The sequence below is a fragment of the Avibacterium sp. 21-594 genome (assembly GCF_026226815.1).
Classification (GTDB): Bacteria; Pseudomonadota; Gammaproteobacteria; order Enterobacterales; family Pasteurellaceae; genus Avibacterium; species Avibacterium avium.
Window position 1 is genome coordinate 1,080,563 of sequence record NZ_JAKKOC010000001.1, and the last position, 14,777, is coordinate 1,095,339.

A 14,777-nucleotide genomic window follows, 5' to 3' on the forward strand; every position below is an offset into this window, starting at 1 on the left:
AATTATTCCTCAACTGAACCGCCAGCTGCTTCAATCGCTGCTTTAGCGCCTTTAGTTACGCGTAAGCCACGAATAGTTACAGCACCTTTAACTTCGCCTGAAAGAATAACTTTTGCAAATTGAATATCTTTAGTTAATACATTAGCCGCTTTTAAAGTGTCTAATGTTACAACATTACCTTCAACTTTTACTAAATCATTCAAACGAACTTCCGCAGTTACCGCTGATTTCATTGAGGTAAAACCAAATTTTGGTAAACGACGATATAAAGGCATTTGACCACCTTCGAACCCGCGACGAACACCGCCACCAGTACGAGATTTCTGACCTTTATGACCACGACCACTTGTTTTACCTAAGCCTGAACCAATACCACGACCTAAGCGTTTTGCACTATGTTTAGCACCTTCAGCCGGAGATAGAGTATTTAAACGCATTCTCTTATTCCTCCACTTTAACCATATATGAAACTTGGTTAATCATTCCACGTACTGCAGGAGTATCGATTAACTCAACAGTATGGTGCATACGGCGAAGACCTAGTCCACGCAAGGTAGCTTTATGCTTCGGTAAACGAGCGATAGAACTACGAACTTGAGTTACTTTAATAGTTTTAGCCATTGTCCATTACCCCAAAATTTCATCAACGGTTTTACCACGTTTAGCGGCAACCATTTCTGGTGATTTCATATTTGCTAGTGCATCAATTGTTGCACGAACAACGTTAATTGGGTTAGTTGAACCGTATGCTTTAGAAAGAACGTTACGAACACCAGCAACTTCTAATACTGCACGCATTGCACCGCCTGCAATAATACCAGTACCTTCACTCGCAGGTTGCATAAATACGCGAGAACCTGTGTGAGTACCTTTAATTGGGTGTTGTAAAGTGCCTTCATTTAAAGCCACAGTAATCATATTGCGACGAGCTTTCTCCATCGCTTTTTGGATCGCTGCCGGAACTTCGCGCGCTTTACCATAACCAAAACCAATGCGACCATTGCCATCACCAACCACTGTCAATGCAGTGAAACTCATGATGCGACCACCTTTAACTGTTTTTGATACACGGTTTACCGCGATTAGCTTCTCTTGCAGTTCACCAGCTTGTTTTTCGATGTTTGCCATCTAAAATTACCTCTATTAGAACTGTAGACCAGCTTCACGGGCAGCATCCGCTAAAGCTTGGACGCGACCATGATATTTAAAACCGGAACGGTCGAATGCTACGTCTTTGATGCCTTTTTCTAAGGCTCTTTCTGCAACAATTTTACCAACTACTGCAGCAGCATCTTTATTACCGGTATATTTAACTTGCTCACTGATTGCTTTCTCAACTGTAGAAGCAGCGGCAAGCACTTCTGAACCGTTTGGTGCGATTACTTGCGCATAGATATGGCGAGGAGTACGGTGAACTACTAAACGAGTTACACCTTGCTCTCTCATCATATGACGAGCGCGAGCTGCACGACGGATACGAGCTGATTTCTTATCCATAGTGTTACCTTAATTATTTCTTCTTAGCCTCTTTTGTACGTACAACTTCATCAGCGTAACGTACACCTTTACCTTTATAAGGCTCAGGACGGCGATAAGCACGAATATCTGCGGCTACTTGGCCGATTAACTGTTTGTCTGCACTTTTCAGAACGATTTCTGTTTGTGATGGACATTCACCAGTAACGCCTGCAGGTAATGTATGCTCAACAGGGTGTGAAAAACCTAAACTTAATGCAACTACGTTGCCTTTCATTTGTGCTCTATAACCAACACCCACCAATTGTAACTTCTTAGTGAAGCCTTCAGTAACACCGATAACCATTGCATTAACTAATGCACGCGCTGTACCCGCTTGTGCGTCAGCACCAACCACGCCTTCACGAGGAGTGAAAGTTAATTCATTATTATCTTGTTTAACTTCAACTGAGTTATGAATAGTGCGAGATAACTCGCCATTCTTACCTTTAACTGTTAGTAGCTGTCCGTCAAGTTTTACCTCAACGCCGGCAGGAATACTAACAGGTGCTTTTGCAACACGAGACATTTTCCTACCTCTCTATTAAGCTACATAACAAATAACTTCACCGCCTAAGCCCTCTTGACGAGCTTTGCGATCAGTCATTACACCTTGAGATGTAGAAATTACAGCTACACCTAAACCACCCATAACTTTTGGTAATTCGTCTTTACGTTTATAAATACGAAGACCAGGACGGCTTACGCGTTGAATGCTTTCTACAACTGGTTTCCCTTGGAAATATTTTAAAGTGATTTCCAGTTCAGGTTTAGCACCTTCTAAAACTTTAACACTTTCAATATAACCTTCTTCAGCTAATACATTGGCAATTGCCACTTTTAGCTTGGATGAAGGCATACTGATCACAATTTTATTCGCAGCTTGACCGTTACGAATACGGGTCAACATATCTGCGATTGGATCTTGCATACTCATTGTGCTTTTACTCCGATTCCAAAATAAAGTAGTAAATTACCAACTTGCTTTTTTAAGGCCAGGAATTTCGCCACGCATTGCTGCTTCACGAACTTTAATACGGCTTAATCCAAACTTACGTAAGAAACCGTGTGGACGGCCAGTTTGGTTGCAACGGTTACGTTGGCGGCTAGGGCTTGAATCACGTGGTAAAGATTGTAGCTTTAACACGGCTGCCCAACGATCTTCATCTGACGCATTTACATCAGAGATGATTTTTTTCAATTCCATACGTTTAGCATAGAATTTCTCAGCGAGTTTTACGCGTTTTACATCGCGTGCTTTCATTGATTGTTTAGCCATTTGTAACCTGCCTTATTTACGGAATGGGAAATTAAAGGCAGCCAATAGTGCTTGACCTTCTTCATCGCTGTTAGCAGTCGTTGTGATAGTGATATCTAAACCACGAACGCGATCTACTTTATCGTAGTCGATTTCTGGGAAGATAATTTGCTCACGTACACCCATACTGTAGTTACCACGACCATCGAATGATTTCGCGCTTAAACCGCGGAAGTCACGAATACGTGGAACAGCAATTGTAATTAAACGTTCAAAGAACTCCCACATACGCTCACCGCGTAGTGTTACTTTACAACCGATTGGATATCCCTGACGGATTTTAAAGCCTGCAACAGATTTGCGTGCTTTAGTAATTAAAGGTTTTTGACCAGTAATCGCTGCTAAATCCGCAACTGCGTTATCTAGCAATTTCTTATCGGTCAATGCTTCACCCACACCCATATTCAGGGTAATCTTTTCGATTCGTGGGACTTGCATGACAGACGAGTAGTTGAATTTCTCTTTCAATTCATTAACTACTTGATCTCTGTAGTAATCATGCAGTTTCGCCATCGCATTACTCCAGTTTTTGATTAAATAATTTCATTGTTAGATTTAAAGAAACGTACTTTTTTACCGTCTTCAAATCTAAAACCTACACGGTCAGCTTTGTTTGTTTTCGGGTTAAAAATTGCAACATTTGACGCATCAATTGGTGCTTCTTTTTTCACTAAACCACCTTCTTTTCCTAATGCAGGAACTGGTTTTTCATGTTTAGTGATAATGTTGATACCTTCAACAACAACTTTACCGTTTGGTAACACTTTAGTTACCTTACCACGTTTGCCTTTGCTTTTACCAGCAAGAACAATCACTTCATCATTTTGACGAATTTTTGCAGCCATTTCTTACTCCTTATAGTACTTCTGGTGCCAAAGAAATGATCTTCATAAACTTCTCAGAACGAAGTTCACGAGTCACAGGTCCAAAAATACGAGTACCGATTGGTTGCTCTGTGTTATTGTTTAAAATTACACAAGCATTACCATCGAAGCGAATGACTGATCCATCTGGGCGACGAACACCCTTCTTGGTGCGCACAACAACTGCTTTTAATACATCACCTTTTTTAACTTTACCGCGTGGAATTGCTTCTTTCACAGTAATTTTGATGATATCACCAATAGCAGCGTAACGACGGTGCGATCCACCTAGAACCTTGATACACATTACACTGCGAGCGCCTGAGTTATCAGCAACGTCCAGCATAGTCTGTTCTTGGATCATCTTAGTACTCCGCTAAAATTAATAACACCCTTTCGGGACGAACCTATCCAAGCTATATGGATAGACTGCGAATTCTACTACAAACTCAAGACATAAATCAACAACAGTCTTAGTAAAAAATGGATTATTTTGACAAATTAATTTATCGTCAAAAATAATCCATTTTATTCATCTAATTTCTTTATCTAAATGGTATAAAACCTAATGTTTATACTCATAGCGAAAATAAAGTGCGGTTATTTTTCCGTAAGTTTTGGCTTAATAACTGCATAAATCACGCCTGTTAGCGCCGCACCAATAGCAATTGCCGCTAAATACATTAATGGCTGAGTTACAAATGGAATCACGAATAAACCACCGTGTGGTGCTTGTAAGCCGATGGATAAGCCTAAAGAAATCGCGCCAGCCACTGCACCACCAATAATGCTTGATGCAATTACGCGCACAGGATCAGCCGCCACAAATGGCAATGCACCCTCAGAAATAAAGCATAACCCTAATACAAAAGAGGCTTTACCCGCATCACGTTGATTAGCGGTGAATTTTTTGCGTGCCAATAACGTGGCAATCGCCATTCCAATCGGTGGCACCATACCCGCCGCCATTACCGCAGCCATTGGGGTGTAAACGCCAGAAGCGATTAAACCTGTGCCGAAAGTATAAGCCGCTTTGTTCACTGGGCCACCCATATCCACACACATCATTGCACCAAGCACCGCGCCTAATAATAACGCATTGCTTTGTCCCATTGTGTTGAGCCATTCCACTAATGCGTCCATTAAGCCTTTTACCGGTGGGTTGATCAGATAAATCATCACCAAGCCGACAATCGCAGAACCGAGCAATGGCAAAATTAAAATCGGTTTTAATGAGCTTAAACTGGCTGGTAATTGAATGGCTTGGTTTAAGAATTTCACCACATAACCTGCAAGCAAACCGGCAATAATCCCGCCTAAAATCCCTGCACCTGCGGTGGTAGCGAGCATACCGCCAATTAACCCCACGGCTAATCCGGGACGATCAGCGATAGAAAACGCCACATAACCTGCGAACACGGCAATCATTAAGTGGAATGCTGCTCCACCACCAATATCCATCAAAGCTTTCGGTAAACCACCTGCAATATTCGGATCTTTAAAGGCCTCAATCCCAAACATAAAGGAAATGGCGATCAGCAAGCCCCCTGCTACCACCAATGGCAACATATGGGAAACCCCTGTCATCAGGTGTTTATACAACCCTTTACGCTCACCCGTGCTTTCTTCGCTGGCTTGTACTTTAGCTGCATTTGCCCCTGTGTAAATTTTCGCTTCTTTAAAGGCTTTTTCAAATTCTTGTGCTGTTTTCTTCAGCGCAAGCCCAGTGGACGTGCGATACATCGGCTTGCCTTCAAATTTGCTTAAATCCACATCAATATCTGCTGCAATAAAGACAAGATCCGCATTCGCCACATCTTCAGGAGAAATAATGTTGCTCGATCCCACTTGCCCACGGGTTTCCACTTTCACATTCCAGCCTTGCTTTTTGGCATATTCAGCAATAGCCTCCGCTGACATAAAAGTGTGCGCTACGCCTGTTGGACACGCGGTAACTGCCACAATATTTTTCGTTTGATGAGAAAAATCCGGCGCATTTTGCACCGCACTTTTATTTTCCGCCCCATTTGAATTTTCCGCTGGCTGATATTCCACTGCTTCGGTCTGCGCTTGTTTTAAGGTCGCCTCTGGCGCATTAAAGGCGTTTTCCACCTCTGCCACAAACAGTTTTTTGCCTTGTAATGCACCGTTATTTGGCGCACTGCCTAAGGCGATCACTAAATCCGCTTGGTTGGCTTCTGCCACCACATCATCGCCTTGCTGTTTTGCTGCCGCAGCCAGCACCTGTTTAATCAAAAAGGCTTTGGCATTGCCTAATTGTTGTGTGTTTGTCAAAAAAATCTTCATTGTTCTACCCTTTAATCACTGAAATTTCTACTTTTTCTAAGATTGGTGTTAATAACGCAGGATCACTCACGCCCACATTGCTTTGCGATACCGCAAAGGCAGACACCGCACTGGCAAACGCCAAGGTGTCTTGCTGTGAAAGCGATTTGCTCAAGCCATAAATTAGCCCAGCCACCATTGAATCGCCCGCACCCACGGTGCTAACCACTTGCTCGCATTTTGGTGGCTTCGCTTGGATCACGCCTTGTTCGCTTAACCACAAAGAACCGTCCGCGCCCATTGAAATAATCACATTGGCAATGCCTTGTGCGCGTAATTTTTCTGCGGCTGCAATAATCTCTTCAAGGGTTGGTAAGGAATGTCCCACCCAAGCCTCAAGCTCGCGATGATTGGGTTTCACTAGCCAAGGATTGGCGGATAACCCCGCGCTAAGCGCTGCATTACTGCTGTCTAACACCACTTTTACGCCCGCTTGTTGTAGCTGTTTAAGCCAATCTGCAAAATCTGCTGGACTAACACCGCGCGGCAAGCTGCCACATACTGCGACAATGTCAAAATCTTTGCATAACAGCAAGGATTGCTGCACAAAATCTTGCCAATCTTGTGGTGAAATTTCATAGCCTAGAAAATTGAGATCCGTTACATCGGCCTCTGTTTCGGTGATTTTCACGTTTATGCGAGTTTTACCCGCCACACGCTGAAAGCGATCTTCTAAACCAAGTTCCGCAAACATTGTGTTGAAATCCCCTTGATTATCACGCCCAAGGAAACCACTCACCGCTACATCAACGCCTAAATCTTTCAACACTTTTGCCACGTTGATGCCTTTGCCCGCAGGGAATAAGCCTAAGGTTTCCACCGTATTCACTTCACCCAGCTCAATACGTTTTAACCGCCCCACTAAATCATAGGCGGTATTTAACGTGATAGTTGCCACTTTTGCCATTATCAACTCCTACTCACCTAATCCTACTCACCCAAGCCAGCTTCAATCGCCGCACCAATGCCATCAAGGGCTTTTTGTGCTTCTTCACCGGTCGCCACGAAACGTAAACGATGCCCTTTCACCACGCCAAGCGCCACCACTTTCATCAAACTTTTAGCGCTCACTAATTGGCTATCGCGATCCACATTTTGCACCGCCACGGAAGCGTTATATTTCTTCACTTCATTAACCAATACGGCGGCAGGACGTGCGTGCAAACCATGTTCGTTACGCACCACAAACACCGCTTCAACACTTTCACTCGGATCTTGATTATCAAGTGCGGTGGTTTTTTCTGCGTTTTTTTCGCTAGTCGTGTTGCTTTCGCCAATCACTTCAATATGATCCGGCTCTTTCGGCGATAAAGAGGATACTTCTTCCCCTAAACCGTCCGCAATGGCTTTACCAATGGCTTCAATGGCTTGTTTGGCATCTTCACCCACCGCGCTAAAACGTAAACGATGCCCAAGGGTTGCGCCCAATGCCACGATTTTCATCAGGCTTTTAGCGCTGATGGCTTCACCACCACGGGTGAGATTTTCCACCGTAATTTTCGAGGCGAATTTTTTCACTTCATTCACTAACACCGCTGAAGGGCGCGCGTGCAAACCATGTTCATTACGCACGGTGAATGTACCGATAACCGTGCCTGCATTTTCGCTACTGGTGTTGGCTGACGCTGGGCTTTCAACGCTCACTTCGCCCCCATTAAGTGCGGTCAAAATTTGCTGAGAATTTCCGTTTAATAAGGCTTGTTGCACGGAATTTTCTAGCAATCGCGCGAGTAGCTCATCAATTTGCTCATTCACACAAGCCACCGTTAGCACGCCTTTCACTTCTTTATGATTATGCTGGAAAACTTGTTTTGCACGGCTGAACGCAAGGGCATTTTTCTCGTTGCCTTGCACCGAATCGGTAAGCCATAAGCCGCCGCCCAGTGGCAATGCAGGAGAGGCGATCACCTCTGCCACAAATTGATTATTCACCGCGCCTTGGCTTTGCAATTTGCCAGCATTAATCGCAATTAAAGTAAGCAGGCTTTCAGTGTCCACATCGAGGCTCAGGTCTTCGCTTTTCACTTCCAGCGTTTCTTCGCCCATTAAAATGGCACGGAATTTTTCTACCTCTTGTAATGTCGCCAATTTCGCCGCTTTTTCTTCATCGCCTAGCACTTGAGTAAGCTGACGCAACAAGGTTAAATGCTCATCTGAACGGGCGGCAATGCCGATCACCACATAGGCTTTGTTGCCGTCGCCCCATTCAATTCCTTGTGGAAATTGAAACACTTGCACACCCGTTTCTTTTACCATTGGACGTGTTTCCAATGTGCCGTGCGGAATGGCAATGCCGTTGCCTAAAAAGGTGGACGTTTGCGTTTCGCGCGCCAACATTCCTGCTACATATCCTGCTTCCACATTGCCCGCTTGTTCAAGCGCTTGCGCCACCAATTCAATGGCTTGCTGTTTATTTTCGGCTTGTGCCGATAAATGAATATTTTTTTCTGATAAGTTAAGCATTTTCCCTCCAGAATATTGGTTTGAATACCAAATGGCGTTGTGATACTGGCTCACTTCTTCGCAAAACCAATTTGGCGATACGTTTTACTGATGATTTGCTTAACACGTTGTTAAACGCTTGCTGAACATTAAGCAAAAACCTTTCAGCTTAAATAAAAAAAGAAAAGGTTACTGATTAAACATCAGTAACCTTACACATTATTTTCCTGTACAGACTTTCAATACTTGATCGCTGCCTTCCGCGATATAGCCCTCATCTAAGGAACGCGGCTGCCCTTTTTGTAGATCTCGCATTGCATCATAAATCCCTTGCGTTGCACTTGGCTGGCTGATTTGCGACCAACAATTTGCACTTAAGCGATTGAAATTATTCTGTAATTCAGAAGCGAACACCACACCACTATAATAAGCATAAACTTGGCTATCCACGCCACCGCCTTGGTATAATTTCGCTTTCACTTCTTCAATCGGCACTAAAATACGGTTGAGATACCAATCATTCACACCGCTAGCAAAAGAATTCACATCATAATCTTCATTTACACGCCCTGAATAGGTTTGCACCGTTGCCGCATACGCAGAAGCATAGGATTTTTTATCGATTTTCTCTTTATCTAAATCGATCACTTTTTTCTCGTTGTCCATAAACGGCACATAAGAAGTCAAAGAAGAACACGCCACTAAAAAGGCACTTAACACTGAAATTGAAATAATTTTGAACATAACTTATCCGTTTTTTGTTAATCAGATTTTTCTTATTATACTGATTATAATTTGAATAAAAAGCCAAATTTCCGTGATTTTTTCACCGCACTTCGCTTTCTAAATCTGCCAGCGTATTAAAATTTTGGAACGCCTCTTTCTGATCGCGAAAATCTACCGCAATCGCGCCATTTTCTCGCATAAACTGCAACATTCGCCGCTCACCGCTGTGTAAATAAGCAGCGAGCTTTTCCGCCAATAAGGTGGAAACTAAACAAAATGTCGGGTGTTCACGCTCACCATCGGTGGCATAAGTGAGTAAAACTGGCGAATTTCCCCCCGCACTTTGACGATCTTGCAAAGATTGCAAAATGGGCTGCTGCAATTTTTCCAATAAATTCAACGGTAAAAAGGGGCAATCACAAGGCACAAACAGCACAAAATCACTCTCTGAGCGTTTTAACCCCGTTAAAATGCCACTCAGCGGCCCTTGAAAATCCGCTAATTCATCGGCAAACACAGGCAAACCAAGCTGCGCATAGCGTTCTTGATTGCGATTGGCATTCACCGCCACCTGCGCCACCTGATCTTTTAAGCGCTGATAACAATGCCACACCAACGGCTGCCCACGAAAAAGCTGCAACCCTTTATCCACACCACCCATTCGCCTTGCCCGACCACCAGCAAGAATTACTGCACTGATTTTCATCTGCCCTCGCTTTGCTTTTTAGCCTACCAAATGGCCTCATTCTACTTGATAAATCCGCAAATAAAAAAGTGCGGTGGAAAAATTGTGTGTTTTTCTACCGCACTTATTAAAGTGCTTTTTTCCGCCAGCTTATTCCTTTCTCCCCGCAATTACAGTATTATTTAGCCCTTTATTATCCAAGGTAAGGAACTGTTATGAAATGTCATCGTCTAAATGAAGTGTTGGAATTATTGCAACCTTATTGGTCGCAAGATCCTGATTTGAGCTTAACCCAAATTTTGCAGAAAATCGCTGATGAAGCGGGGTTTGATAAACCTGTGGCAGAATTAACGGACGAAGTGATTATCTATCATTTGAAAATGTATGGCACAGATAAGCACGAGCCGATCCCTGGGATTAAAAAAGATTATGAAGAAGATTTTAAAACCGCGTTGCTAAAAGCGCGTGGCATTATTGAATAAGGAAAGTTGTAATGAAAAAATTTCTTGTTGCCTTAGCATCATTATTTTTTGTAGCGAATGTACAAGCCGCGGATTTAACCGAAGGAAAACAATACATTGCGTTAAATACTGAACGCGCAGTTCAGCCTGAAGTGATTGAGTTTTTCTCTTTTTATTGCCCACATTGTTATGCCTTTGAAATGGATTATCACATTCCTGAGAAAGTGAAAGCGGCATTACCTGAAGGAACAAAATTTAAGCAATATCACGTGAATTTCTTAGGTTTTCAATCAGAAAATCTCACCCGCGCTTGGGCCTTAGCAATGGCCTTAGGCGTGGAAGAGAAAGTCAAAGCACCATTATTTGAAGCTGCGCAAACTGCGGTGAAAAATCGTGATCAAAGTGCGCCAAGTTTAGACGCGATTCGTCAAATTTTTATTGATAGCGGGGTAAGTGCGGAACAATTTGATGGCGGTATTAACAGTTTTGCGGTAACGGGTTTGTACAATCAGCAAGTGCAAGCAGCTGAGCGTTTTGATGTACACGGTGTGCCAGATTTCTATGTGAACGGTAAATATCGTGTGAACCCTGAGGGCTTATCACACAGTGAAGCGGGTTTCATTCAAGATTATGTAGAAACCGTGAAAGCCTTGCTACAAAAGTAACAAATAAATTGCAAAAATAAGCAAAAATTGGTTTAATGCGTGCCGATTTTGAATTCGCAATATTGAGGATATTATGGCAGAAAGTTTTAGCGTAACGCGTCGTTTTTTTGACGATAAAAACTATCCCCGCGGTTTTGCTCGCCACGGTGATTATACAATCAAAGAATCTCAAGCTTTAGAGCAATATGGTCAAGCATTTAAAGCCTTAGATAGTGGTGAGCGTGCGCCTGCAACAGAAGAAGAAAAAGCCTTTGTGGCATTTTGTAAAGGCGAGCGTCAGCCAGAAACGTTCTTTGAAAAAACGTGGAATAAATACCGCACTTTAACCAGCACCACAAAACGTGTTTATACTTTATCTGGCGTGGTAGCGGATAACCTAGAAGAGATGAGCAACGCGGATTAATCTGCCTAGCAAGATCATAAGGCTTGAGCAATCAAGCCTTTTCTTTTTGTTGGCAACGAATAATGAGAACTATCAATGCAAGCCTTACCTATCGAAAAATATGATGAATTATTGGCAGAAAAACGCCAAAAATTAACCGCACTTTTAGCGCCCTTTAATGCGCCAGAATTAGCGGTATTTGATTCGCCAAAACAACATTATCGTATGCGTGCTGAATTTCGTGTTTGGCATCAAGATGATGATTTTTATCATATTATGTTTGATCGCCAAACACGCAAGCCTTATCGCATTGATCGTTTCCCCATCGCCAGCCAGCTTATCAATGAAATGATGCAAGCCTTGCTGCCCCTGCTCAAACAGCAAACCATTCTCAAGCATCGTTTATTCCAAATTGATTATCTCAGCACCCTGAGCAATAAAATTATCGTAAGCCTGCTTTATCACAAAGTCTTAGATGAACAATGGCAACAGGCGGCGGTAGCATTACGCCAAACCCTGCAACAACAAGGCTTTGACGTGCAGATCATCGGGCGCGCGTCTAAACAAAAAATTTGTTTAGATCAGGATTATGTGGACGAAATTCTGCCCGTAAACGGCAAAGAATATATTTATCGCCAAGTGGAAAACAGTTTCACACAGCCTAATGCGGTGGTAAATAGCAAAATGTTGCAATGGGCGATTGATTGCACCCAAAACAGCCAAGGGGATCTGCTCGAGCTTTATTGTGGCAACGGCAATTTTTCTATCGCGCTGGCGCAAAACTTTCGTAAAGTGCTGGCAACAGAAATCGCCAAACCATCGGTTGCTGCCGCGCAATTTAACATCGCCGCGAACCATATTGATAATTTGCAGATTATCAGAATGTCGGCAGAAGAATTTACCCAAGCAATGAACGGTGCGCGCGCCTTTAATCGTTTAAAAGGCATTGATTTACAAGCTTATGATTGCAATACCATTTTTGTGGATCCACCACGGGCGGGGCTTGATCCTGACACGGTGAAATTGGTGCAACAATATGATCGCATTTTGTATATTTCCTGCAATCCGTACACTCTATGCGACAACTTGCAAACCCTATGTCAAACCCACCGCATTGAGCGTGCGGCGCTGTTTGATCAGTTCCCTTATACTGAACATATGGAATCCGGTGTATGGTTGATCCGAAAATAGCCGTGCAACTGATTTGCGAAACAAAAAATTCGCAAAATTTCACCGCACTTTGTGAACAACAAGGGTTAATTCACCAGCCAGACAGCCCGCTGGCCTTAGTACAAACGGAACAAAACGGCATTGAGCGTTTAGAATTACGCAAATTAGACGAACCCAAATTAGGCGCGGTCTATGTAGATTTTGTCAGCGGTGCAATGGCGCATCGGCGCAAATTCGGCGGCGGACGTGGTGAGGCCATCGCTAAAGCCGTTGGCATCAAAAAAGATTATCTGCCTAGCGTCATTGACGCCACCGCAGGGCTAGGGCGTGATGCCTTTGTCCTTGCTGCTATTGGCTGCCAAGTGCGCTTAGTAGAACGCCACCCTGTGGTCTATTTATTGCTGCAAGACGGCTTGCAACGGGCTTATCAAGACGCAGAAATCGGCGCAATGATGCAGCAAAATATGCAGTTATTGCCGATAAAACAGATTGATGAACTTGCACAACAAGGCACGAAAGCAGACGTGGTCTACCTCGACCCGATGTATCCCCACAAAGCAAAAAGTGCCTTGGTGAAAAAAGAAATGCGCGTTTTTCAGCATTTAGTGGGCGCAGATGAAGACGCAGACCAACTGCTCGCCCCCGCCTTACAAATCGCGCAAAAACGTGTGGTGGTAAAACGCCCCGACTACGCCCAATTTCTCGCTGAAAAAGCCCCGCACTTTAGCCGCGAAACCAAAAATCATCGCTTTGATATTTATCTTGCAGAATAAGAAACAACACAAGTGCGGTAAAAATTTTGCTATTTTTTCACCGCTCTTATTTGCAAATTCTCGCCATCTTGCTTTCTTAAACCAGAAAGAATGAGTACCAGAATTAAGCCGAATAAGCTGGACGTTAGAAAGGTGTAGCTAAAAGCTTGTTGTAGCTGTTCGACACTTTCGCCAAGGGCGTTGCGGTATAAGCCTAAAATCACCGAAGAAACCGCAATGCCAATGCCAATTCCTACTTGCTGAATCACGCTCAGCATTGTTGAACCTGCGCTGGCGTTGTTGTCGGATAAATCGCCGACGGTTAAGGTGTTGATCGCGGTGAAACTGACTGACATACAACCGCCATATGCCAATAAAATCAGCACCATCTGCCAAATTGGCGTGTGGCGTTGTAGCAAGCTCATTGCGGCAATCACGAAAGTCATCACAATGGCGGTGCTGATCAGCGTTCTCTTATAACCAAAACGAGAAAGAATGCCACGAATCAGCGGCTTGAACGCCATTGAACTTACGGCAATTGGCACCATTAGCCAGCCTGCCACTTCTGCGCTGTAATGAAATACCACTTGGAGCATTAACGGTAGCAAAAACGGCACACCCGAGCCACACAGGCGAATAAATAAATTAGCAATAAAGCCTAAACGAAAAGTGCGAATATGAAACAAAGAAAGGGGCATTAGCGGATTGTGAACACGCTTGGCATAAAGATAATAGCAGGCCAGAAATGCCATTCCCACCGCTAGCACCACTAACGCAATCCAAGTTGCGGTGAAATGCTCAGCCACCAGATCCAGCCCCAAGGTCAGGCCCACAAGCCCGCCCGCAAACAGCACAAAACCCCATTTATCTAAACGGCTCACCTGCCCTTTCATATTTGGCATATAAATGCCTGCAAGGAAAATCCCTGTCAGCCCAATCGGAATATTAATTAAGAAAATCCAATGCCAGGTCATATAAGTTACGATTAAGCCGCCCAACACAGGCCCAAGAATTGGCCCAATAAGGCCTGCCATCGCCATAATATTCCACGCATTTAACAGCTGATTTTTCGGCACGCTACGGATTATTGCAAGACGTGCAACAGGCATCATTAACGCACCGCCAAGCCCTTGTAAAATACGGGCAAAGATCAATTGTGGCAAAGATTGCGATAAAGCACACGCCACTGATCCCAGTACAAAAACACCAATGGCAGCACGAAAAACCTTACGCGTACCAAATTTATCCGCCGCCCAACCGCTTAACGGAATAAACAACGCCACCGTCAAAGCATAGCTAATGATCGCCAACTGCATATTCAGCGGCGATTCATTTAGACTGCGCGAAATAGTCGGCAACGCCGTATTCAAAATGGTCGCGTCTAAGGTTTGCATAAAAAAGGCAACGGCGGCAATCCACGCCAAGCCTGTATAATTTTTCGTTTCTGTCATA

The 14,777-nt window shown here is 43.8% G+C and carries 21 protein-coding genes; 5 read left to right on the forward strand and 16 right to left on the reverse strand.

Annotated elements, in window-relative coordinates; translation table 11 throughout:
- Nucleotides 1-2: 2 nt before the first annotated feature.
- The 15 genes from rplO to mobA form a co-directional block, all read right to left on the reverse strand.
- Nucleotides 3-437 (reverse strand): 50S ribosomal protein L15, encoded by a 435-nt coding sequence (gene rplO, locus L5B76_RS05040; RefSeq protein ID WP_265754502.1) that lies wholly within the window; start codon nucleotides 435-437, stop codon nucleotides 3-5.
- A 4-nt stretch (nucleotides 438-441) separates the two neighbouring features.
- Entirely contained in the window at nucleotides 442-621 is a 180-nt protein-coding gene (gene rpmD / locus L5B76_RS05045; RefSeq protein ID WP_103854522.1) for a 50S ribosomal protein L30, read from the reverse strand.
- Nucleotides 622-627: 6 nt separating this feature from the next.
- Complete coding sequence (gene rpsE / locus L5B76_RS05050; RefSeq protein ID WP_103854523.1) at nucleotides 628-1,128, reverse strand: 30S ribosomal protein S5; 501 nt, start codon at nucleotides 1,126-1,128, stop codon at nucleotides 628-630.
- Between the two features lie 15 nt (nucleotides 1,129-1,143).
- Nucleotides 1,144-1,497, reverse strand: coding sequence for a 50S ribosomal protein L18 (gene rplR / locus L5B76_RS05055; protein ID WP_017805529.1), 354 nt, complete (start codon nucleotides 1,495-1,497; stop codon nucleotides 1,144-1,146).
- 13 nt (nucleotides 1,498-1,510) lie between these two features.
- Nucleotides 1,511-2,044 (reverse strand): 50S ribosomal protein L6, encoded by a 534-nt coding sequence (rplF, locus tag L5B76_RS05060; RefSeq protein ID WP_115248904.1) that lies wholly within the window; start codon nucleotides 2,042-2,044, stop codon nucleotides 1,511-1,513.
- A 15-nt stretch (nucleotides 2,045-2,059) separates the two neighbouring features.
- Nucleotides 2,060-2,452 (reverse strand): 30S ribosomal protein S8, encoded by a 393-nt coding sequence (rpsH, locus tag L5B76_RS05065; RefSeq protein WP_115248903.1) that lies wholly within the window; start codon nucleotides 2,450-2,452, stop codon nucleotides 2,060-2,062.
- A 36-nt stretch (nucleotides 2,453-2,488) separates the two neighbouring features.
- Nucleotides 2,489-2,794: a 30S ribosomal protein S14 gene (rpsN, locus tag L5B76_RS05070; RefSeq protein ID WP_103854526.1), complete on the reverse strand. Its 306-nt coding sequence runs from the start codon at nucleotides 2,792-2,794 to the stop codon at nucleotides 2,489-2,491.
- Between the two features lie 12 nt (nucleotides 2,795-2,806).
- On the reverse strand, nucleotides 2,807-3,346 hold the full coding sequence (gene rplE / locus L5B76_RS05075) for a 50S ribosomal protein L5 (RefSeq protein ID WP_103854527.1): 540 nt from the start codon (nucleotides 3,344-3,346) through the stop codon (nucleotides 2,807-2,809).
- 20 nt (nucleotides 3,347-3,366) lie between these two features.
- The gene (gene rplX, locus L5B76_RS05080) at nucleotides 3,367-3,678 is read right to left on the reverse strand and encodes a 50S ribosomal protein L24 (protein WP_103855457.1); all 312 of its coding nucleotides are present in this window, start codon (nucleotides 3,676-3,678) and stop codon (nucleotides 3,367-3,369) included.
- Between the two features lie 10 nt (nucleotides 3,679-3,688).
- The gene (rplN, locus tag L5B76_RS05085; RefSeq protein WP_005548786.1) at nucleotides 3,689-4,060 is read right to left on the reverse strand and encodes a 50S ribosomal protein L14; all 372 of its coding nucleotides are present in this window, start codon (nucleotides 4,058-4,060) and stop codon (nucleotides 3,689-3,691) included.
- 236 nt (nucleotides 4,061-4,296) lie between these two features.
- Complete coding sequence (locus L5B76_RS05090) at nucleotides 4,297-6,003, reverse strand: fructose-specific PTS transporter subunit EIIC (protein WP_265754503.1); 1,707 nt, start codon at nucleotides 6,001-6,003, stop codon at nucleotides 4,297-4,299.
- Between the two features lie 4 nt (nucleotides 6,004-6,007).
- Complete coding sequence (gene fruK, locus L5B76_RS05095) at nucleotides 6,008-6,949, reverse strand: 1-phosphofructokinase (protein ID WP_265754504.1); 942 nt, start codon at nucleotides 6,947-6,949, stop codon at nucleotides 6,008-6,010.
- 23 nt (nucleotides 6,950-6,972) lie between these two features.
- The gene (gene fruB, locus L5B76_RS05100; protein WP_265754505.1) at nucleotides 6,973-8,505 is read right to left on the reverse strand and encodes a fused PTS fructose transporter subunit IIA/HPr protein; all 1,533 of its coding nucleotides are present in this window, start codon (nucleotides 8,503-8,505) and stop codon (nucleotides 6,973-6,975) included.
- A 198-nt stretch (nucleotides 8,506-8,703) separates the two neighbouring features.
- Nucleotides 8,704-9,228, reverse strand: a complete 525-nt coding sequence (locus L5B76_RS05105; RefSeq protein ID WP_103855911.1) for a hypothetical protein — start codon at nucleotides 9,226-9,228, stop codon at nucleotides 8,704-8,706.
- A gap of 82 nt (nucleotides 9,229-9,310) precedes the next feature.
- Nucleotides 9,311-9,916, reverse strand: coding sequence for a molybdenum cofactor guanylyltransferase MobA (gene mobA / locus L5B76_RS05110; protein WP_265754506.1), 606 nt, complete (start codon nucleotides 9,914-9,916; stop codon nucleotides 9,311-9,313).
- A gap of 194 nt (nucleotides 9,917-10,110) precedes the next feature.
- Here mobA and L5B76_RS05115 point away from each other — a divergent pair, with 194 nt between their 5' ends.
- The 5 genes from L5B76_RS05115 (at nucleotide 10,111) to L5B76_RS05135 (ending at nucleotide 13,346) form a co-directional block, all read left to right on the forward strand.
- Nucleotides 10,111-10,377: a YihD family protein gene (locus L5B76_RS05115; RefSeq protein ID WP_103853621.1), complete on the forward strand. Its 267-nt coding sequence runs from the start codon at nucleotides 10,111-10,113 to the stop codon at nucleotides 10,375-10,377.
- Between the two features lie 11 nt (nucleotides 10,378-10,388).
- Nucleotides 10,389-11,021, forward strand: coding sequence for a thiol:disulfide interchange protein DsbA (dsbA, locus tag L5B76_RS05120; RefSeq protein ID WP_265754508.1), 633 nt, complete (start codon nucleotides 10,389-10,391; stop codon nucleotides 11,019-11,021).
- Nucleotides 11,022-11,094: 73 nt separating this feature from the next.
- Entirely contained in the window at nucleotides 11,095-11,424 is a 330-nt protein-coding gene (locus L5B76_RS05125; RefSeq protein ID WP_103853619.1) for a DUF413 domain-containing protein, read from the forward strand.
- Between the two features lie 75 nt (nucleotides 11,425-11,499).
- Nucleotides 11,500-12,594, forward strand: a complete 1,095-nt coding sequence (gene trmA / locus L5B76_RS05130) for a tRNA (uridine(54)-C5)-methyltransferase TrmA (protein WP_265754511.1) — start codon at nucleotides 11,500-11,502, stop codon at nucleotides 12,592-12,594.
- A complete protein-coding gene (locus tag L5B76_RS05135) occupies nucleotides 12,576-13,346 on the forward strand; it encodes a class I SAM-dependent methyltransferase (protein ID WP_265754512.1) in 771 nt (256 codons plus the stop codon). The genes trmA and L5B76_RS05135 overlap by 19 nt, the downstream gene beginning before the upstream one ends.
- Before the next feature lie 29 nt (nucleotides 13,347-13,375).
- Here L5B76_RS05135 and L5B76_RS05140 read toward each other — a convergent pair whose 3' ends face one another.
- On the reverse strand, nucleotides 13,376-14,776 hold the full coding sequence (locus L5B76_RS05140; RefSeq protein ID WP_265754514.1) for a DHA2 family efflux MFS transporter permease subunit: 1,401 nt from the start codon (nucleotides 14,774-14,776) through the stop codon (nucleotides 13,376-13,378).
- Nucleotide 14,777 lies beyond the last annotated feature (1 nt).

Bases quoted from the DNA above. Each gene is read 5' to 3' on its own strand.
- fruK (WP_265754504.1), bottom strand. From the start codon at position 6,949: ATGGCAAAAGTGGCAACTATCACGTTAAATACCGCCTATGATTTAGTG.
- rplF (WP_115248904.1), bottom strand. From the start codon at position 2,044: ATGTCTCGTGTTGCAAAAGCACCTGTTAGTATTCCTGCCGGCGTTGAG.
- rpsH (WP_115248903.1), bottom strand. From the start codon at position 2,452: ATGAGTATGCAAGATCCAATCGCAGATATGTTGACCCGTATTCGTAAC.
- trmA (WP_265754511.1), top strand. From the start codon at position 11,500: ATGCAAGCCTTACCTATCGAAAAATATGATGAATTATTGGCAGAAAAA.
- rpmD (WP_103854522.1), bottom strand. From the start codon at position 621: ATGGCTAAAACTATTAAAGTAACTCAAGTTCGTAGTTCTATCGCTCGT.
- rplR (WP_017805529.1), bottom strand. From the start codon at position 1,497: ATGGATAAGAAATCAGCTCGTATCCGTCGTGCAGCTCGCGCTCGTCAT.
- rplX (WP_103855457.1), bottom strand. From the start codon at position 3,678: ATGGCTGCAAAAATTCGTCAAAATGATGAAGTGATTGTTCTTGCTGGT.
- rplN (WP_005548786.1), bottom strand. From the start codon at position 4,060: ATGATCCAAGAACAGACTATGCTGGACGTTGCTGATAACTCAGGCGCT.
- mobA (WP_265754506.1), bottom strand. From the start codon at position 9,916: ATGAAAATCAGTGCAGTAATTCTTGCTGGTGGTCGGGCAAGGCGAATG.
- dsbA (WP_265754508.1), top strand. From the start codon at position 10,389: ATGAAAAAATTTCTTGTTGCCTTAGCATCATTATTTTTTGTAGCGAAT.
- rplE (WP_103854527.1), bottom strand. From the start codon at position 3,346: ATGGCGAAACTGCATGATTACTACAGAGATCAAGTAGTTAATGAATTG.
- L5B76_RS05135 (WP_265754512.1), top strand. From the start codon at position 12,576: ATGGTTGATCCGAAAATAGCCGTGCAACTGATTTGCGAAACAAAAAAT.
- rpsN (WP_103854526.1), bottom strand. From the start codon at position 2,794: ATGGCTAAACAATCAATGAAAGCACGCGATGTAAAACGCGTAAAACTC.
- rplO (WP_265754502.1), bottom strand. From the start codon at position 437: ATGCGTTTAAATACTCTATCTCCGGCTGAAGGTGCTAAACATAGTGCA.
- fruB (WP_265754505.1), bottom strand. From the start codon at position 8,505: ATGCTTAACTTATCAGAAAAAAATATTCATTTATCGGCACAAGCCGAA.
- L5B76_RS05140 (WP_265754514.1), bottom strand. From the start codon at position 14,776: ATGACAGAAACGAAAAATTATACAGGCTTGGCGTGGATTGCCGCCGTT.
- L5B76_RS05125 (WP_103853619.1), top strand. From the start codon at position 11,095: ATGGCAGAAAGTTTTAGCGTAACGCGTCGTTTTTTTGACGATAAAAAC.
- L5B76_RS05105 (WP_103855911.1), bottom strand. From the start codon at position 9,228: ATGTTCAAAATTATTTCAATTTCAGTGTTAAGTGCCTTTTTAGTGGCG.
- rpsE (WP_103854523.1), bottom strand. From the start codon at position 1,128: ATGGCAAACATCGAAAAACAAGCTGGTGAACTGCAAGAGAAGCTAATC.
- L5B76_RS05090 (WP_265754503.1), bottom strand. From the start codon at position 6,003: ATGAAGATTTTTTTGACAAACACACAACAATTAGGCAATGCCAAAGCC.
- L5B76_RS05115 (WP_103853621.1), top strand. From the start codon at position 10,111: ATGAAATGTCATCGTCTAAATGAAGTGTTGGAATTATTGCAACCTTAT.